This is a genomic window from Nereida ignava, from assembly GCF_001049735.1.
GTDB lineage: Bacteria > Pseudomonadota > Alphaproteobacteria > Rhodobacterales > Rhodobacteraceae > Nereida > Nereida ignava.
In genome coordinates, this window is record NZ_CVPC01000008.1 from 1 (window position 1) to 21832 (window position 21832).

Consider the following 21832-nt stretch of genomic DNA (forward strand, 5'->3'; position numbering starts at 1 on the left):
CTGCCCGAAAGCATGGGCGGCGCCCCTACTGCCGGCTTCACACCCAAAGTTATTGATGGTGACCGACCTGATCAGACGCCACCACGGGCGCAATCTGTGCAAATTCAAGCAGTTGAACTACCTGTAATGGGTAAAATTGCCGCCGGTGTACCGATTGAAGCGATCCAACATGCCTCGCACAACGTGGCTGTGCCCGGAACAATGCTGTCGGGAAACGGTCATCACTATGCGCTTGAAGTTAAAGGCGATTCAATGATCGACGCGGGCATTAACGACGGTGACGTGGTTGTGATCCGCGAGACATCTACGGCAGACGATGGAGACATTGTTGTGGCCTTGGTCGAAGATCAAGAAGCAACCCTAAAGCGTCTGCGCAAAAACGGTGCATCAATTGGGCTGGAAGCGGCAAACCCCGCGTATGAAACACGCATTTTGCCGGCTGATCAGGTCAAAATTCAGGGGCGTTTAGTCGGTTTGATCCGCAGCTACTAATCAGTTCGCCAAAGATTTTTTCCGCGTAGATCGGCCTCAATTTGAGCGTGCACATTAGCTAGCGCTGTTGGATCGTGCGCGCTCCAAGGTCGATTGCTAGAGATCCCGTTTGCGGTTTGGATGCGCCAGCTTACAGATCCACCGTGTAATGTGGCTCTGCTAAGTTGCTCCTTTTGCAGTGCATAGATTGCGACACTACCAGTAATGCGCAGCATGTCTTGTCCCCAAATCGCACAATCACTGCTCTCAGGCGCTTGCACTTTCACAACATAAACATCCTCAGGATCACAGCTTTCCAGCAGCCCGAGTTGTCTTTTTCCAACTAAATTGATGATTACACTATTAGGCAAGTTATCCGCCAAGTCACCACGATCAAACGACAATACCCCATCGTTTTCGAGCCAGTTTTGAACGGCAAACCCCTCCCCCTTCTCGCGGCTTAACCGCCGTGTCCCGTCGTGCATAATGCCCACTAAGCCGCCGGAACTCGCGATTAACACATCTGGTCGTTCTGAATTGCCCCATCCAAACAACGCGCCACACACGACGAACACCCCTGCCCATCTCCCGCGCCCCACCCAAAGCACGGCGACCACCCCGCCAAAGCCGATCAGCGGCAAGACCCACAACGGCGGGGACGGTACGCCAGATACAGCACCGTTCAGCGACGCAAAAAACGCAGCTACTTGCAGGATCCACCAACAGCCAACCGACATTACTTTAAGTCCAATCCACCCCAACCCGATCGGTGCAAAAAGGGCGCTTAACACCGCACCGGGGATCACAACGGCACCCATCACCGGGACTGCGATCACGTTGGCAAACAAGCCCACGTGGACAAATTGATTAAAATGCGCAGCCGCCACCGGCGCTGTGGCCAAACCCGCCACCGCAGAGGTTATCACCACCCCCGCCACGGATTTCACAAAGCGCGACCGCCGTTCAAGCCATGCAATCGGGCGGTCTTTTAGCACCCGAAACGCCACCACAAGCGCGATGGTCGCCGCAAACGACATTTGAAATCCCGGCCCAACCAATGCTTCTGGGCGCAGCACCAGCACGATCAGCGCGGCTGTGGCAACGGACCGAAGGCTTAGCACACGCTGGTCCAAAACGACGGCCAACAACATCACCAACGCCATAGCAAACGCCCGTTCTGTTGCGACCGAACCACCAGAAATTGCCAGATAAACCGCTCCCGCTACCATCGCGACGATTGCCGCGATTTTCTTTGTCGGCAGACGCAACGCGAGGCTTGGGATCAACGCGAGGCCCCCGCGCACCAACGCGAACACAAACCCCGTTAGCAACCCCATATGCAGGCCAGAAATTGCCAAAAGATGCGCCAAATTCGTGCGGCGAAGATTTTGCAGAACCTCTTGGGGCATCGCGGAACGATCGCCCGTAGTCACCGCAGTTGCAAAAGCACCAAGCTCCGGCGCCATATCCCGCTGCACCGCTTGGGAAATTTTCTGCCGTAACGCGGACGTAAATAGCGCCACTCCGCTTCGTTCAGCAGGCGACAAAGTCAGCACTTCGGTGCGGGTATAGCCAAAACCGCCCAACTTCAAAAACCACGCGTGGCGGCGAAAATCAAAACCCTCGGGCTCAACAGGACCATTTGGCGGAGACATATTTGCGGTCAGCAGCACTGTCTGACCAATTTCTAATGCGCCATGTTCCGCGCCCTGCTCAGCCGCGTCGCCGTGCAGACTGACCCGAACGCGGCGTGGTGTGTCCTGCGGAGGCAGTCGCGCCATCACAACGCGGTCCAGTGTCAGCCGCTTAGCATCGGACGTGCTTTTATCCGTATGGATAATGCGGCCCTGCACGCTGCCGTAACTACGCCATTCAAGCACGGGCCCCGCCACAAAATGCGAGCGCGCCGCCGCCGTTAGAAAGCCAGAAAAAATGACGACGGTCAGCACGAGAAGTGGCGCAAACCTTGGGGTTAGAAACGCTGCGACAGCCAGCGTTACAACACCAGCCGCCACCAGACCAAGCAGCATAAAATCCGGCTCGAACAAAAGGCTAAAATACGCACCGATGCCGCACGCAAAGGCCACGGGCACCCACAAAAAGACCCGTTCACGCTGAACTGCGAATGCTTCGACCAGAAGGGCCGCTGCCGCCACTTGTCACCGCCTTCCCGCCAGATTAGACCGATGCGCAACTGCTCCCCTATTCTCTTGCTCAAAGGTTAATTCCACATGACCGTCGTGACCCGTTTCGCACCATCGCCCACTGGTTATTTGCACATTGGTGGCGCGCGGACTGCGCTGTTTAACTGGCTTTACGCGCGCGGCCGTGGGGGCAAATTCTTGCTGCGGATCGAAGACACTGACCGCGCCCGTTCAACACCCGAAGCGACTGCGGCGATCTTGCAAGGAATGGCATGGCTTGGCCTAGACCACGACGGAGATGTCATCAGCCAGTTTGAGCGCGCCGACAGACATGCAGAAATCGCCAACACCCTGCTGGCCGAAGGCAAAGCCTATAAATGCTTTGCGACCCAAGATGAAATTTCCGCGTTCCGTGATGCAGCCCGTGCTGAAGGCAAAAGCACGCTGTACCGTAGCCCGTGGCGCGATGCCCCTTCGGATCAGCACCCCGATGCGCCCTTTGTGGTCCGCATCAAGGCCCTTCAAGATGGCGCCACAGTAATCCACGATGAGGTTCAGGGCGACGTCAGCATTCGTAACGAACAGCTTGATGACATGATCTTGCTGCGCAGTGATGGCACGCCCGTCTACATGTTGGCAGTGGTTGTGGATGACCATGATATGGGCGTGACGCACGTTATTCGCGGGGATGATCACCTCAATAACGCGGCGCGTCAGATGATGATCTATAACGCCATGGGTTGGCCGGTCCCGACATATGCGCACATCCCCCTGATCCACGGTCCCGACGGTAAAAAGCTGTCCAAACGCCACGGTGCGCTTGGCGTTGAGGAATATCAGGTCATGGGCTATCCGGCCGCGGGTATGCGCAACTATCTCGCCCGTTTGGGGTGGAGCCACGGCGATGATGAGGTCTTCACAGACGCCCAAGCGCGCGAGTGGTTCGACCTTGGTGGCATTGGCAAAAGCCCTGCGCGGTTAGACTTTAAGAAACTGGAATCAATCTGTGGCGCACAGATCGCTATGGGCGATGACGCCGCATTGCGGCAAGAAGCAGAGGCATTTTTGGCCGCAGCAAGCCTTCCCGCGCTTACTGACGCGCAGTCAACTGCATTTGAGCGGGCGATGTATTGCCTTAAAGAACGTGCCAAGACCTTCCCACAACTTATTGAAAAAGCGCACTTTGCACTTAGTGCGCGCCCCTTGGATATAGAAGAGAAAGCGGCTAAGGTGCTTGATACGGTATCCATTGGTATACTGGAAGAATTGACGCCGCAGTTGCAAGCTGTTAGCTGGGAGCGTGACCAACTGGAGGCCGTGGCCAACGCGCTTGCGGCATCGCACGACATCGGTTTTGGCAAGCTTGCAGCGCCGCTGCGTGCCGCCCTTGCCGGACGTGCAGCCACACCATCGGTCTTTGATATGATGCTGGTTTTGGGCCGCGAGGAAACGCTCGCGCGCTTGGGTGACGCAACACAATAATAGACGGAGCCGTTTACAAATCTGTAACGAAGCCCGCTCAACATACGAAAATGGCGCACTGCGCCGCTGCTGGATAATGAGGGAACATATGGCCGAAACGACAAAGAACGCGACGCTTACTATTGGCGACAAAACAATCGAACTGCCGATTTACTCGCCTACTGCGGGTCCTGATGTGCTCGACATCCGCAAACTTTACGCCCAAGGCGACGTGTTCACCTACGATCCCGGCTTTACCTCAACTGCGGCATGCGACAGCACCATCACATTCATCGATGGCGCCAAGGGCGAGCTGCTGCACCGCGGCTATCCTATTGATCAGCTCGCGGAAAAATCACACTACCTCGAAGTGTGCTATGTCCTGCTGTACGGCGAGCTTCCCTCCGCGGCCGAGTTGGAATCCTTTGAGAGCATGGTGACAAACCACACCATGCTGCACGAGCAAATGATCAACTTCTTCCGTGGTTTCCGCCGTGACGCGCACCCGATGGCCATCATGACCGGCGTTGTTGGTGCAATGTCTGCGTTCTACCACGACAGTACCGACATCACTGACCCCCACCAGCGCGAAGTGGCAACGATCCGTTTGATCGCCAAAATGCCAACAATCGCAGCGATGGCGTTCAAATATACTGTCGGTCAGCCATTCGTGTATCCGCGCAATGATCTGGACTACGCGTCGAACTTCCTGCGCATGTGCTTTGCAGTGCCTGCCGAAGATTACGAAGTGAACCCGATCCTGAGCCGTGCCATGGACCGTATTTTCACATTGCACGCAGACCATGAGCAAAACGCATCAACATCGACTGTACGTTTGGCTTCATCTTCTGGCGCGAACCCGTTTGCCTGTATCGCCGCCGGTATTGCCTGTCTTTGGGGCCCTGCCCACGGTGGTGCGAACCAAGCATGCCTCGAAATGCTTAAAGAAATTGGCAGTGTTGACCGCATTCCTGAATTCATCGCCCGCGCGAAAGACAAAGACGATCCCTTCCGCCTGATGGGCTTTGGTCACCGCGTTTACAAAAACTTTGACCCCCGTGCGAAAGTTCTGAAACAATCTGCGGATGAAGTTCTGGACCTACTTGGTGTAGAGAACAACCCGATCCTTCAGGTCGCCAAAGAGCTTGAAAAACAAGCGTTGGCCGATCCATATTTTGCAGACAAGAAACTGTTCCCGAACGTGGATTTCTATTCAGGCATTATTCTTGAAGCGATGGGCTTCCCCACATCCATGTTCACGCCGATCTTCGCACTTGCGCGGACTGTTGGTTGGATTTCACAGTGGAAAGAACAGATCAGCGATCCAGCGCTCAAGATCGGTCGCCCTCGCCAACTTTACCAAGGCGAAACCCTGCGCGATTACGTGGACATCGAAAAACGCTAGGCTTTCTGGCAAGTAGACACAAAAAACGCCACCGAGTAACATCCTTCGGTGGCGTTTTTATTTGAGTATTTTTGACCAAAGCGAAGACAACCCGCAGTCATTTTATCGGACGAACTTGCATTAGAGTGCTGATTGCATATCCTGTGCGGGTATTTTGTTCTCAGGTTCCCCGCCATGTTGGCCCTTGCTCTTTTGCTTCTTATCCCTCTTGCCCTTGATGTGGCGCTTCTTGATCAGTCACTTGATGCGCTGCGTGGTGACGATGACACGGGCGGCAGGTCGGAGGATGAGACCATCGATGAGCCCCCTCAAACCACAACCGACACAATTCGTCTTGGCGACCGGTCTGATGACTTTGAAGGCAGCTTTCGTGGAGAGACGATTTTCGGCAATTTAGGGGATGATAAGATCGACGGGCGCGGCGGGGACGATACACTTTTTGGGGGTTCTGGGACCGATCTGTTTGACGGCGGCGCAGGTGATGACGCCCTGAACGGCAATGTAAACGACGACATTCTGGCTGGTGGTCCCGGAGCAGATACGCTGCGGGGCGGCAACAATGACGACACACTTTTTGGGGATAGCGGTTCTGACTTGTTGCTCGGCGAGACCGGCGACGATGTGTTGATTGGCGGCGTAAATGCGGACGTTCTTAATGGCGGCGGCGGAACGGATGTGCTGTGGGGTGGCGCCATTTTTGACAGTGATACTCTTGAGACGGACAACCTTTCAGCGCTGCAATCCGGACCACCGCTAATCACCCGTCCGGAAGGTGAAACACCCACTTGGGGCGGCAATTTCCGTGATGACGGCGTGGAAGACAAGCTGACCGGCGGGGCTGGCACTGACACGCTGTTTTTGGCACGAAATGATATCGGCACAGGTGGCGGTGACGCGGATGAGTTTGTCTTGCTGCTGGAGCCAAGTAGCGATGATGGCAGCGCAAGCGAGACAGGCATGCGCGTCACTGATTTTTCAAACGACGATGTTTTGATGATTGCTACGCAGACCAGCGCGCCCGACCCTGCAGTGAGCGTTACCCAAACAGGTACAGTCGTGACTGTATTCGCCGATGATTTCAAAGTTGCGGAGGTGCAGCTTGGACCTGAGTTTGACCAAAACGCACAGCCATTTGAGAACTATATCCAGTTGGTCAGTTACAGCGCGCCTGTCGTCCTTGCCCCGCCTGTCTGATCCCTAACGGCCTTCGAACTTTGCAGGACGCTTTTCAAGGAAAGACAGTACGCCTTCTTTGAAATCACGCGTTTCACCACAAGCCCCCTGAAGCGATGCTTCAAGGCCCAATTGCGTTTCAAGGTCATTGCCAAAACTTGCCCGAAGCGCAGATTTCACATGTTCATAGGCAACTGTCGGCCCCTTGGCCAAATGCGCGGCACGGCCGCGCCAATGGGCGTCAAATTCGACATCGGGCACAGCTTCCCAAATCATGCCCCAATCACTGGCTTGCTGTGCAGAAATACTGTCACCAAAAAGTGCGGCTCCCATGGCTTTCGCCATCCCCATTTGACGAGGCAGATAGTATGTACCGCCCGCGTCAGGGATAAGCCCAATGCGTGTAAACGCTTGAACAAAAACAGCCTTTTGAGACGCAATCACCACATCCGCAACCAACGCCAGATTTGCACCTGCACCCGCTGCCGCACCGTTAACAGCCGCAATCGTTGGAACAGGACACTCAATAATCGCACGCAGCATCGGGACGTATTCGTCGCGCAAGGTGCGCTCAAGATCAAGCTGGGCCGCTGAACCACCGTCGCCCAAATCTTGGCCCGAACAAAACGCATCCCCCGCCCCTGTCAGGACAACAACACGAGCCTCAGTACTTGCTTTTTTCACGGCATGGGTGATCTCGGCGCGCATCTGACCGTTCAAAGCGTTCTTCACCTTTGGGCGGTTCAAAGTGAGCGTCGCAACACCGTCGTTTAGCTCATATTCCAGCGCGTCGTACATCATGGGAGCATCCTCATTAATCCATTCGTTAGAAGGGACAATAGGGCCATGCGCCAGAGTTGCCAGCGGAACTAGGCACTGTACGCAAGAACGTCACGACACCGCTTTTGTGCCAGCTTATTTATTCAGCAGCTCAGTGAGGCGTTTTGTTTCATCCGCGCTTAGCTCATCCGCAGGTACAGGAGCTGCGCGCCCGCGCAAATAGGCCGCAGCCCCAATGCCGCCGATCAAAAGCATCGCAGGTCCTGCAAGCCACAAAATCAGGGTTGAGCCTTTTGCAGGCGGGTTGAGCAAAACAAACTCGCCGTACCGCGCAACAATGAACGAGAGCGCCTCGTCGTTGCTATCGCCCGCCGAGACACGTTCACGGACCAGCAGGCGTAGATCACGCGCCACCTCCGCATGAGATTCATCGATGCTTTCGTTCTGGCACACAGGGCAGCGCAGTTCTTTGCTGATAACTCGTGCGCGCGCCTCCAGCGCGGGATCATCCAAGACCTCGTCGGGCTGTACGGCAAACGCAGGCATGGCCATCAAAGCGATCAGCCCAACCAGTCCGTATAGGCGTGAAGCAACTGCGATCATGATGTAACCGCCTTTGACCGTTGACCACCCGCAACACGCATCCGCCGATCCGTCAGCGACAACGTACCACCAAGCGCCATGATGATTGCGCCCGCCCAAATCCAGTTGGCGAACGGCTTAATATACGTGCGCACCGCCCATCCCCCATCATTCTGAGGATCGCCAATCACAACGTAGAGGTCACGCAAGATACCGTTTGAGATTGCCGCCTCGGTTGTGGGCATATTCGCCACAGGATAGACGCGTTTTTCAGGGAACAAATGCGCCACTTCGCGGCCACCGCGGTACAGCTTCATCTCGGCCATGGTTGAGATGTAATTTGGCCCATCGACCTCACGCACGTCGATCAGCTCAACCTGGTGTTGGCCAACTTCAAAACGGTCACCGATCTGTGCAATACGAATGTCCTCGATCTGCCAAGCAAGCATCGCGGCAATCCCGAACGTGGTAATTCCCATGCCCGCGTGGGCAACGGCCTTGCCCCAATCGGCGCGAGGCAACCCTTTGAGGCGCGCAATCTTATTGGCCTTGCCCGCTCTCTGCCAGATTTCAAACGCAGCCCCCAAGACGAGCCATGAGCCAAGGATCACACCAATCGGTCCCAAAGCAGAACCGCCAGTTTGGATCGCAAATGCCAATCCACCCAAGGCGACCGACACCACCAAAACAGGCATCAACGATACAGTGATCCGCTTTAGCTTGGCCCGCTTCCACGACATCAGCGCACCGACAGGCAAGATCACCGACAAAGCGACCATGAACGGCGTGAAAGCTGCATCAAAAAACGGGGGACCAACGCTGAGTTTGCGGTCAAAAAACATCTCCGCCACGAGGGGCCAGATGGTGCCGATAAAGACGACGAAACAAGCAACCGCCAGCAAAATGTTATTTGCGACCAATGCGCTTTCACGGCTCACGACAGAAAAGACACCCTTGGCCTCCATCTGCTCTGCGCGCAGGGCGTAAAGCACCAACGCGCCACCCATGAAGATACCCGTGATCAGCAACAGGTAAACACCGCGTTCAGGGTCTGTGGCAAACGCATGGACAGAAGTCAGCACGCCAGAGCGCACAATAAATGCGCCAATCAAGCTGAACCCGAATGCAAGAATAGCGAGCAAAATGGTCCAGCTTTTCAGCGCCTCGCGTTTCTCAACGACAATAGCGGAATGCAGCAGTGCCGCCGCGATTAGCCACGGCATGAAGCTGGCGTTTTCGACTGGATCCCAGAACCAGAAACCACCCCAGCCAAGCTCGTAATAGGCCCACCATGAGCCTAACGCGATGCCAACAGTCAGAAAAACCCACGCTGTCAAAGTCCACGGACGGACCCACCGACCCCATGCCGCATCGACTTTTCCCTCAATCAGCGCAGCAACAGCAAAGCTAAACGCCATGCTGAGCCCGACGTAGCCAACGTATAAAAATGGCGGGTGAAAAGCGAGGCCAGGGTCTTGCAAAAGGGGGTTCAAGTCTTGCCCGTTGAGCGGCGGAAACGCCAAACGTTCAAAGGGGTTAGACGTAAAAATAAGGAAGATAAAGAACGCAACGGCGATGGCTGATTGCACCGACAAGACACGGGCTTTCAACCGTGGCGGCAACCCTTGGCCAAACCAACCCGCCATCGCACCAAACAGTGTCAGGATCAAAATCCACAACAGCATAGACCCTTCGTGGTTCCCCCAAACGCCCGACACTTTGTAGAGCATCGGCTTGGCTGTGTGACTGTTGAGGGTGACCACTCTGAGACTAAAATCCGAGATCACGAACGCGTAAGTAAGTGCGGCAAAACTGGTCAGCGTCAGGCCAAATTGAACAGTTGCCGCGGGGGTGCCCGTTGCCATCCAGCCAGCCCAATTCTTTTGCGCACCAATCATCGGCACGATCATCTGAAAAACAGCCACCATCAGGGCCAAAATCAGGGCGAAATGTCCAAGTTCTGTAATCATAAACTTGGTATAGTCTGCCGCAGCCCCCTCGCCAATGGGCTGCGACAACACGGCCGCGTCAGACGGCTGATTTACGTAACAAATTCACGGATCATTGGGTTTGCCGCGCTGTCTGGCCCAATCGCGCAGGGCTGCGTTATCCTCAAAAATGTCAGGGCCAAATCGTATGGGCGTCCCTGCCGCAATCCCGCTGACCGCGACAGAAACAGGGGCATCTTCGTTGGCTGCAGAATTTTGTCGTGCGACCTCATCTAATGCGGTCAAGTTCTCAATAACGTGCGGTACCTGCGCGGTCGTAGCTTGGATAGAGCGTTGAAAATCCTGACTTTTCACTTGATGGCGGGCGCCAAAATAAAAACTGACGATGGCACCCAACAGCCACCAAAGCGGTTCAGGCACAAGGGCGATGCCCTGCATTCTGCTGGCAAACCACACCGGATCAACCATCGCCGCCACAAACAGCCCCAACGTACCGAGCGCCAATGCGGGGCGTGGCAAGCGGTTCAGCCCATCCATCACACGGTCAAACCTGCCCCTTCGCGGCACGCTGAACTCGGCTGCATATTGATCAAGGGCGTCGGCTTGGCGTTGCGCCGCGCGTATTTCGCCCGCTTCACGGTTTTCCCAAAACACCTCGGCAGTCTCACGGACAACATTTCTGCCGCCTCCGAATATCGCCTCAAATACCCGTTCAATCAGCCCCATGACGCCACCCGTGCGCGATGTTCAGCGTCCGTTAAGTGATATTTTGAGGCGATGAATTCCTCTGCCCGCACGATCCAGCCGCCTTTACCGCCATCCTGACGACGGGCATATTTGCGCGAGCGCTTTCGCCGATCACCCAACGCGTAGTAATAGTTGCGCCGCTCAATACCATAGGCGTCGCCAATATGATCCGGCGCGTTTTGGGTCGCTTGACGCACGGCCGCAATCGTCTGCGGGCCAATCTGACCGTCAACGCCAAGGCGAAACCCGAGACGGCGGACAAGGCGCTGCAAAATCTTAACAGAGTTCGCCCCCGCATTGACGTTCATGTCGAAAACAGACGCCTGCAACACCTGCGGTAACTGTGCAATTTTCGAGCGGTGAAAGTAGTGATCAATGAAAATCTGTGTTGCGCGGTCACGGCTGAGTTTGCGCACATCAGCAACATCCACATCGCCGTCACCGTCTAAATCCAGCCCCAGACGCCGCATCGTGTGGATCGTCACCCCGTATTTGGTAGCACCGCCCGGATCATCGGGGTCGTTCACAAAGCCGCCCTCGCGGGCCACAATATCAGACGCTATCTCATGTATCGATTGCATTAACCTGCCTCACCTTAACCATCGTTCACGTTTCGTAACGGATAATCAAAATGAGGGACGGCGGTTAACAAGACAAAAAGGTTGCGGTCGCAACGTTCCCTTAAGGCTTCAACTTTGCACCACAAGCCTTTGAATTAAGGTGATTATGTTTCCGGCTCAACATAGACGCCCTGCTCTTTCAGCGCGTCAATCACTTCGGCCGGCATGTAGGTTTCGTCGTGGCGGGCCAAAATTTCAGTCGCTACAAATTGACCGTTCACATAACTTCCAGTGCCGACCATGCCTTCGCCTTCACCGAAAAGATCGGGCAGAATACCAGTATAGACGACGGGCACAGTTGCCCCGCCATCTGTCACACTGAACGAGATTGCAGCCCCCTCACCACGCTTCAACGACCCCTCTGACACCAGCCCACCAATGCGAAACACTTCGTTTGAGGGTGGTGGTGCGGCGATCACCTCGGATGGTGCGCGAAAGAATTGAAACGCATCTTGGCTCGCGTACCAAATCAAGCCGAACGAGACCGCAAGCGCACTCGCGGCGAGTGCAATAATCTGGATACGGCGTTGCTTTTTCAGGCTCTTCATTGCGCTACCTAAGGAAAGTCACGGAAAGACAGGGGCCATCGTAAGACCCGCTGTCTCTGGTAAACTTAACATTAGGTTGGCGTTGTGCAATGCTTGGCCGCTGCTACCTTTTGTCAAGTTATCGAGAGCGGCAATCACAATCGCGCGCCCTTCTTTACGGTCTGCAACCACCCCAAGGTGGCAAAAGTTTGAGCCGCGCACATGGCGCACAGACGGGTGTTCGCCAATCGGCAACACTTCAATAAACGGCTCGTCTACATATTGTGAAACAAACGTCTCATGGATCGCGGCGGCATCACCACTGACGTAGCAAGTCGCCAGAATACCGCGGTTGAACGGCGCGAGGTGTGGAGTGAACTGCACCTCAACCTTACGGCCTGCAACCGCTGAAAACTCTTGATCAAACTCAGCCAAGTGGCGGTGCACACCGCCCACTCCATACGCGTGAACGCCTTCGGACAGCTCTGCGTGCAGCAAGTTTTCCTTCAACGCACGGCCCGCGCCGGACACGCCCACTTTCATATCTATGACGATATCGTCCAACCCAATCACGCCCGCTGCAATCAATGGACGCAGCGCAAATTGACCCGTTGCCGCATTACAGCCCGTGCCCGCAACCAAACGGGCCTTGGCAATATCATCGCGGTAAAATTCGGTTAGGCCGTAAACCGCGATCTTTTGCAGATCAGGCGCATCGTGGGGCAGACCGTACCATTTTGTATACTCAGCCTCATCACGCAGACGGAAATCTGCGGATAAATCAACGACTTTCACGGCATCAGGCAGCGCACGGATCACAGCCTGTGACGTTGCATGAGGCAGAGCGCAAAAGACCAGATCAACGTTTTCAAACGACAACTCATCAATTTTAACAAGCTGCGGCAGATTCATATGGCGCAGATGAGGAAAGACATCGCCCATTTGCTGACCGGCTTTACGTTCGGCCGACAGACCAACAATATTGATGTCAGGGTGACCTGCGATCAAGCGCACCAATTCCGCACCAGTATACCCAGATGCCCCGAGGATCACGACGTTCTTGCCCATGATGCGCCTTTCTAAATTACCTTGGTGCCCTTTAAACGCAAAGCAGCCAGCGTTTCAATCACAACTGCCAAATCCAGGCTAGAGCGCCTCAAAGGTGATGCCGCGCTTCATAAATTGGGTTGCGCGGTTTGATACGGTTGCCGGGTCGCCTGTGGTCAAAAAGCTGCGCGCCTTTGCATCCCCAATCATATCAGGGCGACGCTCAAGATAATCAGCAAGGCTATCAGCCACCACGCGCGGTTGGCTGAACACTTTGACATTGCCGCCCAAAGCCTTGGCAAAGATATCTTCTAACAGGGGATAATGCGTACACCCCAGAATAGCTGCATCAGGGCTTGGCATTTTGCGTTGAAGTGCGTCCACGTGACTGCGCACCAAAGCTTCGGCCAGGATCAAATCGCCGTCCTCAATCGCATCGACCACGCCGCCACAGGCCTGCGCTTCAACATCAACGCCGATCGCACGAAATGCCAACTCGCGCTGAAACGCGCGACTTCTAACTGTTGCGGGGGTGGCGAAAAGCGCCACGTGTTTCACATCAACTTCGCGCGGCGGCGAGTTATCGCCCCAGCCCCGTTCGGTCATCGCCTCAATCAAGGGAACAAACACTCCAAGCACACGTTTGCCCTGTGGCACGCCCTCTTCCTGCATCCGGCGGAGCGCCGCAGCCGACGCAGTGTTGCACGCAAGGATCACAAGATTGCAGCCCCGTGACCACAACTCATAAACGGCCTCGCGCGTTAAGCGGTAGACATCATCTGCATCGCGCACCCCGTACGGCGCGTGTTTGTTGTCACCCAGATAGATAAACGGCACATCGGGCAAGCGCTCTTCCAAGGCTTGCAGCACGGTCAATCCGCCTAATCCACTATCAAATACACCTACTGCCATGCGCACCCTCCACGCGGCCTTATCCATTCACACGACTTGCATCGTATGGGATCAGTATACACGCCGTTCAATTAATTGCTCTGCTGTTTTGTGATTATTTTCAAACTCATACCCCAAGGTCTCTCCAACCGATGGATCCCCAAGGGCGTATGTCTGCGCCCGAAGATATCCCATCATCGCGCGGGGGTCTTTGGCACGGGCATCCAGCTCGCTCTGGGGCAATGGCGCACCGATACGTACGCCAACGGCACTATCGACGCGCCGGCGAAACTCATTGATCAAAAGCGCCATTCTGAGATTTGGATGAAGGTGACTAGCGACTTGAAAGAGCCGGCTGTTGGTCCCTTCAAAGTAAATCGGCAGGACAGTGGCACCAGATTTTGCCACCATTTTAGCCGTAAAGCTGCGCCATGCAGGATCAAGCGGGCGACCAAAAGGCCGTGCTGACGTGCTCACGGTACCACCCGGGAAAACGCCAACCGCACCGCCCTGCGCTAAATACTCAAGGCTGTGCTTTCGCGTCTCAAGGTTGATGCGCATAGCTTCTTTGGTTTGATCAAAACTGATCGGCAGCACGATGCGCTGAATATCTTCGGCCTTGTGAAACACCGAGTTCGCCAAAATCCGAAAATCCCCGCGCCGCACGCGCGACAGGATGTAGCCCATCATCATCCCGTCCAGAATACCGAAGGGATGGTTTGCAACTACGATCAACGGCCCTGATTGTGGAATAGCGTCCAAGCTGCCTTCGCGCACGTCGAGCTTTACCCCGTAACGTCGCGCAAGAATTTCCCAAAAATCCCCTCCCGCAGCCACGTCTGCATCATACCCGCGGGCGCGCTGGATCAAACCCAATCGGCCCGTAAAATTTTCAGTGGCACGAACCAGAAACTTACCGCCGCGAGACGCCGCAGAGTGGGCATAAGTGATTTCACGAGCGACTTCATGATCGCGAGACAGCCGGCGTGGGAGGCGTGAAGATACCATGATCTGATCCGTTCAAGAGTACGTTTAGCAACGCACACAGGAATTGGTTACTGCGCGCAGCATTTTACATCAAGCCGCTCAATTCTTGATCATGCCGTAGCGTAATCACCCATATTTCCGATTATTGAGACACCCAAACCAAGCTTGCGTTGCATGTAGGCCGCTAAGTCCCTATTTTAACACTAAATACCGCTCTGAGCAGAGTGGCAAAACACCTACGGCGCGGGGCCTGCGATGGACTGGGATAAATTACGTATTTTTCATGCGGTCGCTGATGCGGGCAGCCTGACACACGCGGGAGACACACTTCACCTGTCTCAGTCTGCTGTAAGCCGCCAAGTTCGCGCGCTTGAGGAATCACTCAATACAACGCTGTTTCACAGACACGCCCGTGGTCTCATTTTGACAGAACAAGGTGAGCTTCTTTTCGATGCGACACAGGCGATGAACAAGCGTCTTGATGCGGCATCCGCCCGTATTCGTGACAGCGAAGAAGAAGTGTTCGGCGACCTGCGCGTCACCACCACTTTGGGGTTCGGAAGTTTGTGGCTGGCCCCTCGCCTGCCCGCCCTTTACGAGGATTTTCCCGACCTAAAAATTGACCTAATGCTGGAAGAACGCGTGCTGGACCTTCCTATGCGTGAGGCGGATGTCGCGATCCGGATGAAAGAGCCATCGCAAGCGGACCTGATCCGCAAAAAGCTGATGACTGTGCGCATGGTTTTATTCGCCAGCAAAAGCTATGTTGAGCAACACGGCGCGCCGCAAGACCTGAAATCTCTCGGGGATCATAGGTTAATCTGTCAGTCGCCTGATTCCATCCAAGTAGGCGCGGGGCAACGGCTTGCGGTCGAATTAATGACCCAAGACATCACCAGCTTGCTGACTGTAAACAACTACTTTGGCGTGTTGCAGGGCGTTTTGAACAACCTTGGGATTGGGGTACTGCCAGATTACGTCCAAGTAGACACGCCCGATTTGGTGCGCGTCTTGCCAGACGTTCAATCAACGGAAGTCCCTGTTTATTTGGCTTTCCCTGAAGAATTACGCCATTCCAAACGTATCGCCGCATTCCGCGATTTTGTTCAAAAACAGATCGCCCTTGATCGCCAAAAGGCTGCAGCACCGGTCATGCGCTAAGAGCGGTACTTTTCAGAAGCCTCAATGACACGTCAGCCATGCAGAAAACGCATAGCAGCATTGCGCAAATTTTAACCACTTAACTCTTGCGGCAATGGGAAACAGTCCCTAATTGGGCGGCATAGTTAAGCGATTGTTTAACTACCTCCCTGTTGGACTTCGCCGGGCCCCCGCAATTTGCGAGCCCGGCTTTTTTTTGCCCCTTGTCCACGTGACTAACGCATCTGGGCAAATGCAAGCGGCGCCTACATACCAGCACGCGGGCATATGGTTACTTTAGTACTACCTTGGCACTAATTTTTACTTCAATTTTAATTGGTAACCCCCCGTTTACCCGCACGCTTTAGCTACGCTAGCTGACCCACCTCACAAATGAGTTAATCGCGCGCCTATGAGTAGCTATATTGCCACAATCACCGGCACCAACGGATCAGACGATATTATCGTATCTGGAAACGGCAATACCTCCATTTCAGGCGGCGATGGTAACGACTGGATTGAGGGTGGCGGCGGAGATGACAGCATTTCCGGTGGTCGTGGTAACGACGCTCTGGGTGGCAATGCTGGTAACGACAACATTCGCGGTGACGACGGCGATGATGATCTGTGGGGCGATTTCGGAAACGATACCCTAAGCGGCGGGCTGGGCAACGATAGCGTTCACGGCGGCGAAGGGGATGATCACATATTCGGTGGCGATGGCGACGACACACTCGATGGGGGTGCAGGCCACGACACTATTTCTGCCGGCCAAGGTAATGATGACATCTGGGGTTCAGACGGCGACGATTCGATCTCCGGTGATGATGGCGATGACGAAATATCTGCAGGGCATGGCAATGACACCGTGTCAGGCGGCGGCCAGAATGACATCATTTATGGTGGCGACGGCAACGACAGCATTGATGGTGGCAGCGGCCGCGACACGATCCGAGGCGAAGACGGTCATGATACACTTTCTGGCGGCAGTGATCACGACTACATCACCGGTGGGCGCGGTGATGACACCCTTTATGGCGGTGACGGCGATGATATTCTGCTCGGCGGGCGCGGCAACGACACAATTTATGGGGGCTCCCAACAAGATACGATCGAAGGCGGACCGGGCGATGATCGCATGGTTGCCGGCAACCTATCCACACATGATGTTTTCATCATTCGCGACGGGCACGGCAGTGACCAGGTTGATGACTTCGATTATACCGAACCTGATATCATCGCCTTTGATATGGCAGAAATGTCATCGTTTTCGGATGTACAAAACCGGCTGAGCCAATGGGGGTCGGACGCGGTCATCACGTATGATAACGCCGACTGCCTCGTCCTTGTTAATGTTGATGCCAGCACTCTAAGCAGCGCAAATTTCCGTTTCTCCGCCGCCCCGCTTTGTCTTGCGGCAGATACGTTGATCCGTACCCCCGATGGTCCGCACCCGATTCAAACGCTCACCAAAGGGCAGCTGATTGCGACCCAAGATGCTGGCCCGCAACCGCTGCTGCGGCTCACCTCGGAGAGGCTACATTTTCACAGCCCCGATGATCCCGCAAAACCCATCCTGATCCGCGCAAATACATTCGGCAACGCACCCAGCACAGACCTTATCACATCACCGCAGCACCGTATCGTCATTAATGGCGCACTGGTGCCCGCGACCAAACTGACCAACCGCAAAGGCATCAGGGCGATGCGCGGGCGGCAAACGGCGCTCTATTACAATCTACTGTTTGAGCGGCATCACATCATCTTTGCCAATGATCTGCCTGTTGAAAGCCTGCTACGCGAAAGCCCAGATCACACGCCCCTCACGCCAGTTCTGCCGCTCTTGCGCCATGATCCCGCCTACTGAAACACAAACCAGAACCACAGGCGTGGCCCCTTCCCCTTTTCTCAAAGCTGCTCTAAGAGATACCCAACGCCACATAGGGGACTTTTTGCGCCATGACCGAACCCGCACTCACGCCTGATCTGATCGCTGCACACGGGCTTTCCCCCGATGAATACGACAGCATTCTTGAGATCATCGGCCGTGCTCCAACGTTCACTGAATTGGGTATTTTTTCGGCTATGTGGAACGAGCACTGCTCGTATAAATCCTCCAAAAAATGGCTTCGCACGCTGCCCACCACCGGCCCCCAAGTGATCTGCGGCCCCGGTGAAAACGCAGGTGTTGTTGATATTGGTGACGGTCAAGCCGTTGTTTTCAAAATGGAATCTCACAACCACCCCAGCTACATTGAACCCTATCAAGGGGCTGCTACTGGTGTGGGTGGTATTTTGCGCGATGTCTTCACAATGGGTGCCCGTCCCATTGCTGCGATGAATTCGCTCTCATTTGGTGAGCCAAGCCACCCAAAAACACCGCAACTGGTCAACGGTGTCGTTGCGGGCGTCGGCGGCTATGGTAACTGTTTTGGCGTTCCAACTGTTGGTGGAGAAGTCCGCTTTCATGCAGCTTACAATGGCAATTGTTTGGTAAATGCATTTGCCGCAGGCCTCGCAGATGCAGACAAAATCTTTTACTCGGCCGCTTCGGGCCTTGGCATGCCTGTGGTCTATTTGGGCGCGAAAACAGGCCGTGACGGTGTGGGCGGCGCAACAATGGCCTCTGCCGAGTTTGACGAAAACATCGAAGAAAAACGCCCCACTGTTCAGGTCGGTGACCCGTTCACCGAAAAACGTTTGATGGAAGCAACGCTTGAATTGATGGCCACGGGCGCTGTGATCTCGATCCAGGATATGGGCGCTGCGGGGCTGACCTGCTCTGCTGTGGAAATGGGCGACAAAGGTGGCCTTGGCATCAAGCTGAACCTTGAAGACGTGCCCGTGCGCGAAGAGCATATGACCGCCTATGAAATGATGCTCTCCGAGAGCCAAGAACGCATGTTGATGGTGCTCAAACCCGAGCTTGAGGCTGAGGCGAAAGCCGTCTTTGATAAATGGGACCTCGATTTTGCGATCGTCGGTGAAACCATCGCCGAAGACCGTTTCTTGATCATGCTCAACGGCGAGATCAAAGCCGATCTGCCGCTCTCGAAACTCGCATCAACGGCCCCTGAATACGACCGCCCTTGGGAACCTACACCAGCGGCCGCCCCTCTTGAAGATGTTCCGCAAATCGATCCGATCGACGGTCTGCGCGCGCTGATCTCAACGCCAAACTACGGCGCGAAATCATGGGTATACGAGCAATATGACAGCATGGTTATGGGCGACACAGTACGCATCCCCGGCGCGGGCGCTGGCATCGTGCGGGTACATGGCACAGGCAAAATGTTGGCCTTCACATCTGACGTGACCCCCCGCTATGTTCGCGCAAACCCTGTTGAGGGTGGCAAACAAGCTGTTGCAGAAGCATACCGCAACCTCACAGCCGTGGGTGCGACGCCGCTGGCAACGACTGACAACATGAACTTCGGCAACCCCGAAAAACCCAGCATCATGGGCCAATTCGTAGGCGCAATTCAGGGTATCTCTGCGGCTGTTGAGGCGCTTGATATGCCCATCGTTTCCGGCAACGTCAGCCTTTACAATGAAACCGATGGTGCTGCTATTTTGCCAACTCCCACGATTGGCGCGGTTGGCTTAATCCCCAACGAAGCAGCACTGATTGCCCGCGACGTGCGCGAAGGCCATGTGTTGCTGCAGGTAGGCCAAGCCGAGGGCCATTTGGGCCAATCCGCCCTACTTGCTGAGGTCTTCAACCGTGAGGACGGTGACGCCCCCGCGGTTGATCTGGCCGCTGAAAAAGCCAACGGTGACTTCATTCGCGCCAACGCAGAATGGATCGATGCCTGCACAGACATTGCAGACGGTGGCCTTGCGCTCGCCGCGTTTGAAATGGCCGAGACCGCCGGTGTTGGTGTGCTTCTCGACAGTGCGGACACTCCGACCCTGTTTGGTGAAGATCAGGCCCGCTATTTGATTGCGACCTCATTCGACAAAGCCGAAGCATTGATGATTGCAGCGGGTCAAGCGGGCGTCACCATCACCTCGGTGGGCCGCTTTACGGGCGACACAGTCAAAATAGGCGGATCAGAAGCCCCTCTTGCGGAACTGTCACAGGTCTTCCGCACCAGCTTCGCGGCTTCCGTGGCCTAAACCGGCCTATACACAGATATGGTCCTGCGGCGCGATGACTTGCATAGAGCCGCAGGCCTGCCTATCTCTTGTCCCAAGCGAAAAGGACCACCACCATGCCCATCACAGCGACTGACATCGAAAGCCTGATCCGCGCCGAATTTCCCGAAGCGACAATTACCGTCCAAGGGGATGACGGCCAGCATTTCGCCGCCGAGGTCGTGGATGCCAGTTTCAAAGGCAAAAACCGCGTCCAACAACAGCGCGCCGTTTACGCAGCCCTGAAAGGCAAGATGGACGGCAGCCACGGTGAGTTACACGCGCTAGCGCTGACCACTCGGGCACCTCAATAACATTAAGATCACCGCCTAAAGCATTACTTCCGAAAGGTAATTTACGATGAGCGACGCAAAGACACGCATTTCCGAAACCAACGCGGCCAATGATGTTGTGCTCTACATGAAAGGCACCAAAGAGATGCCCCAATGTGGGTTCTCATCGCGGGTTGCAGGTGTGCTGAACTTCATAGGCGTTGAGTACGCTGACGTGAATGTGCTGGCTGATGAAGACATTCGCCAAGGCATCAAAGACTTCAGCGACTGGCCGACAATCCCCCAGCTTTACGTCAAAGGTGAGTTCGTCGGTGGCTGCGATATCATTACCGAAATGACCCTATCGGGTGAGCTGGATACGCTTTTCGCAGAAAACGCTGTGACGTTTGACAAAGAAAAAGCAGATCAAATTCGCGAAGCAAACGCGTAAGTATTTGATTTTGCCACGTTCCGAACGCTGGCGCTGAAACAACAAAGCCCGCTGCGAATATTCCTCGCGGCGGGCTTTGTTTATAGTGGCGGGTGAAGCAGACCTAGCCTGCCGCACGTTCCTCGGCTTTTTGGGCAAGGCTTTCAGCACGTGCCGCAAGCTCTTGCAAAGTGTCTGTGATGGACGGCGGCACGACTGCCACTTCAATCCGCTCGGGCTCAGGTGCCGGACGGCCCTTCAGCTCAGCTAATTCTGCTTCCAACTCCGCGATTTTGGCATCTTGGGTTTTGGTCTTATCCTCAAGGGCTGCAGTTTTGTCCGCCAACATCAGGCCAGCCATCAAAAGCATCCGCGCCTCGGGCAACCGTCCGATCTGTTCAATCAATACGTTCGCCTCAACGTCGAGCATGCCCGCCGCCGCCAGCAGATAGCTTTCCTCGCCAACCTGACAGGCCACTTCGAACGTGCGGCCACCAACGGTGATATCAACAGTAGCCATTATGCAGTCTCCTCAATGATCGGGCGTAGGTTGGTCAAAATCATATCCAACTCAGAACGGTCGGCGGCACGCGCCGCGCGCAGGGCCGTTAACTCGGCCTCGGCGGATTGGTTAATCAGTTCTACATCCGCCAGCCCCTGTTCATTGGCGGCCCGCAATGCGGTGTTGTTGTCACGCAACTGCTGGTTCGCCGCTTGCAACGCTTGCACATCCGCGCTGAGCCGCGCCACATCTGCGGTCATGTCAGGATGGGTCGCCTGATGTACCTGTTCGGCTTGGGACGCCTCAAGTTGTGCAACGTGTGCAGACAGCTGCGCATTTTGCGCTTGCGCGGCATCTACCGCAGATTGAAGTGCGGCTACCTGCGCTTCTGCATCGCGGGCTTGCGCAATCGCATTATCAAGCGCCGCTTGATCAATGGCCGCCTCGGTTGCAGGCCTAGCTTGAGGTTGCGTTGGCGCACCACTTTCAATCGCGCGATCAATACGCTCAAGGGCCGCTTTTAGGCGTCGGTCAAGATCTTCGATGTCGCTCATCTGCTCGCATCCT

At 55.3% G+C, this 21832-nt stretch carries 21 protein-coding genes; 9 read left to right on the forward strand and 12 right to left on the reverse strand.

Annotated elements, in window-relative coordinates; translation table 11 throughout:
• Positions 1-492, forward strand: a 492-nt coding sequence (gene lexA, locus NIG5292_RS08270) for a transcriptional repressor LexA (RefSeq protein ID WP_048599064.1), incomplete at its 5' end; no start/stop codon positions are given.
• On the opposite strand, the gene NIG5292_RS08275 is transcribed toward lexA, so the two are convergent.
• The gene (locus NIG5292_RS08275; protein ID WP_074842060.1) at positions 489-2627 is read right to left on the reverse strand and encodes a ComEC/Rec2 family competence protein; all 2139 of its coding nucleotides are present in this window, start codon (positions 2625-2627) and stop codon (positions 489-491) included. The two genes, lexA and NIG5292_RS08275, sit on opposite strands and share 4 nt — an antisense overlap.
• Positions 2628-2702: 75 nt before the next feature.
• Between NIG5292_RS08275 and gltX the strand changes: the two genes are divergently transcribed.
• From gltX to NIG5292_RS14490, 3 genes are all read left to right on the forward strand, one after another.
• On the forward strand, positions 2703-4097 hold the full coding sequence (gltX, locus tag NIG5292_RS08280) for a glutamate--tRNA ligase (protein ID WP_048599065.1): 1395 nt from the start codon (positions 2703-2705) through the stop codon (positions 4095-4097).
• 88 nt (positions 4098-4185) lie between these two features.
• Positions 4186-5481, forward strand: a complete 1296-nt coding sequence (locus NIG5292_RS08285) for a citrate synthase (protein ID WP_048599066.1) — start codon at positions 4186-4188, stop codon at positions 5479-5481.
• 174 nt (positions 5482-5655) lie between these two features.
• Positions 5656-6675, forward strand: a complete 1020-nt coding sequence (locus tag NIG5292_RS14490; protein ID WP_053084864.1) for a calcium-binding protein — start codon at positions 5656-5658, stop codon at positions 6673-6675.
• A gap of 3 nt (positions 6676-6678) precedes the next feature.
• Here NIG5292_RS14490 and NIG5292_RS08295 read toward each other — a convergent pair whose 3' ends face one another.
• The 9 genes from NIG5292_RS08295 to NIG5292_RS08335 all read right to left on the reverse strand — a co-directional run bounded on the left by NIG5292_RS08295 (position 6679) and on the right by NIG5292_RS08335 (position 14805).
• Entirely contained in the window at positions 6679-7455 is a 777-nt protein-coding gene (locus NIG5292_RS08295) for an enoyl-CoA hydratase-related protein (RefSeq protein ID WP_048599067.1), read from the reverse strand.
• A 114-nt stretch (positions 7456-7569) separates the two neighbouring features.
• Positions 7570-8037, reverse strand: coding sequence for a cytochrome c-type biogenesis protein (locus NIG5292_RS08300; protein WP_048599068.1), 468 nt, complete (start codon positions 8035-8037; stop codon positions 7570-7572).
• On the reverse strand, positions 8034-9986 hold the full coding sequence (locus NIG5292_RS08305) for a heme lyase CcmF/NrfE family subunit (protein WP_048599130.1): 1953 nt from the start codon (positions 9984-9986) through the stop codon (positions 8034-8036). The genes NIG5292_RS08300 and NIG5292_RS08305 overlap by 4 nt, the downstream gene beginning before the upstream one ends.
• An 84-nt stretch (positions 9987-10070) precedes the next feature.
• Positions 10071-10691: a holin family protein gene (locus NIG5292_RS08310; protein WP_048599069.1), complete on the reverse strand. Its 621-nt coding sequence runs from the start codon at positions 10689-10691 to the stop codon at positions 10071-10073.
• A complete protein-coding gene (locus NIG5292_RS08315) occupies positions 10682-11293 on the reverse strand; it encodes a holin-associated N-acetylmuramidase (protein WP_048599070.1) in 612 nt (203 codons plus the stop codon). The genes NIG5292_RS08310 and NIG5292_RS08315 overlap by 10 nt, the downstream gene beginning before the upstream one ends.
• A 143-nt stretch (positions 11294-11436) precedes the next feature.
• Complete coding sequence (gene ccmE / locus NIG5292_RS08320) at positions 11437-11880, reverse strand: cytochrome c maturation protein CcmE (RefSeq protein ID WP_048599071.1); 444 nt, start codon at positions 11878-11880, stop codon at positions 11437-11439.
• Between the two features lie 18 nt (positions 11881-11898).
• Positions 11899-12927, reverse strand: coding sequence for an N-acetyl-gamma-glutamyl-phosphate reductase (argC, locus tag NIG5292_RS08325; protein ID WP_048599072.1), 1029 nt, complete (start codon positions 12925-12927; stop codon positions 11899-11901).
• A 78-nt stretch (positions 12928-13005) separates the two neighbouring features.
• On the reverse strand, positions 13006-13818 hold the full coding sequence (locus NIG5292_RS08330; RefSeq protein ID WP_048599073.1) for a glutamate racemase: 813 nt from the start codon (positions 13816-13818) through the stop codon (positions 13006-13008).
• 51 nt (positions 13819-13869) lie between these two features.
• Positions 13870-14805, reverse strand: coding sequence for a lysophospholipid acyltransferase family protein (locus tag NIG5292_RS08335; RefSeq protein ID WP_048599074.1), 936 nt, complete (start codon positions 14803-14805; stop codon positions 13870-13872).
• A gap of 234 nt (positions 14806-15039) precedes the next feature.
• Between NIG5292_RS08335 and NIG5292_RS08340 the strand changes: the two genes are divergently transcribed.
• The 5 genes from NIG5292_RS08340 (at position 15040) to grxD (ending at position 20784) form a co-directional block, all read left to right on the forward strand.
• Positions 15040-15945: a LysR family transcriptional regulator gene (locus NIG5292_RS08340; protein WP_048599075.1), complete on the forward strand. Its 906-nt coding sequence runs from the start codon at positions 15040-15042 to the stop codon at positions 15943-15945.
• 391 nt (positions 15946-16336) lie between these two features.
• A complete protein-coding gene (locus NIG5292_RS08345; protein WP_048599076.1) occupies positions 16337-17791 on the forward strand; it encodes a Hint domain-containing protein in 1455 nt (484 codons plus the stop codon).
• A 92-nt stretch (positions 17792-17883) separates the two neighbouring features.
• On the forward strand, positions 17884-20043 hold the full coding sequence (gene purL, locus NIG5292_RS08350; protein WP_048599077.1) for a phosphoribosylformylglycinamidine synthase subunit PurL: 2160 nt from the start codon (positions 17884-17886) through the stop codon (positions 20041-20043).
• Between the two features lie 95 nt (positions 20044-20138).
• Entirely contained in the window at positions 20139-20375 is a 237-nt protein-coding gene (locus NIG5292_RS08355) for a BolA/IbaG family iron-sulfur metabolism protein (protein WP_048599078.1), read from the forward strand.
• A gap of 46 nt (positions 20376-20421) precedes the next feature.
• On the forward strand, positions 20422-20784 hold the full coding sequence (grxD, locus tag NIG5292_RS08360) for a Grx4 family monothiol glutaredoxin (RefSeq protein WP_048599079.1): 363 nt from the start codon (positions 20422-20424) through the stop codon (positions 20782-20784).
• A 103-nt stretch (positions 20785-20887) separates the two neighbouring features.
• Here the strand turns inward: grxD and NIG5292_RS08365 are convergent, their stop codons facing one another.
• Together NIG5292_RS08365 and NIG5292_RS08370 are read right to left on the reverse strand one after the other, a co-directional pair.
• On the reverse strand, positions 20888-21283 hold the full coding sequence (locus NIG5292_RS08365; protein ID WP_048599080.1) for a cell division protein ZapA: 396 nt from the start codon (positions 21281-21283) through the stop codon (positions 20888-20890).
• Positions 21283-21819 carry a hypothetical protein gene (locus NIG5292_RS08370; protein WP_048599081.1) on the reverse strand — a complete coding sequence of 179 codons (537 nt, stop codon included), beginning with the start codon at positions 21817-21819 and terminating at the stop codon, positions 21283-21285. The genes NIG5292_RS08365 and NIG5292_RS08370 overlap by 1 nt, the downstream gene beginning before the upstream one ends.
• Positions 21820-21832 lie beyond the last annotated feature (13 nt).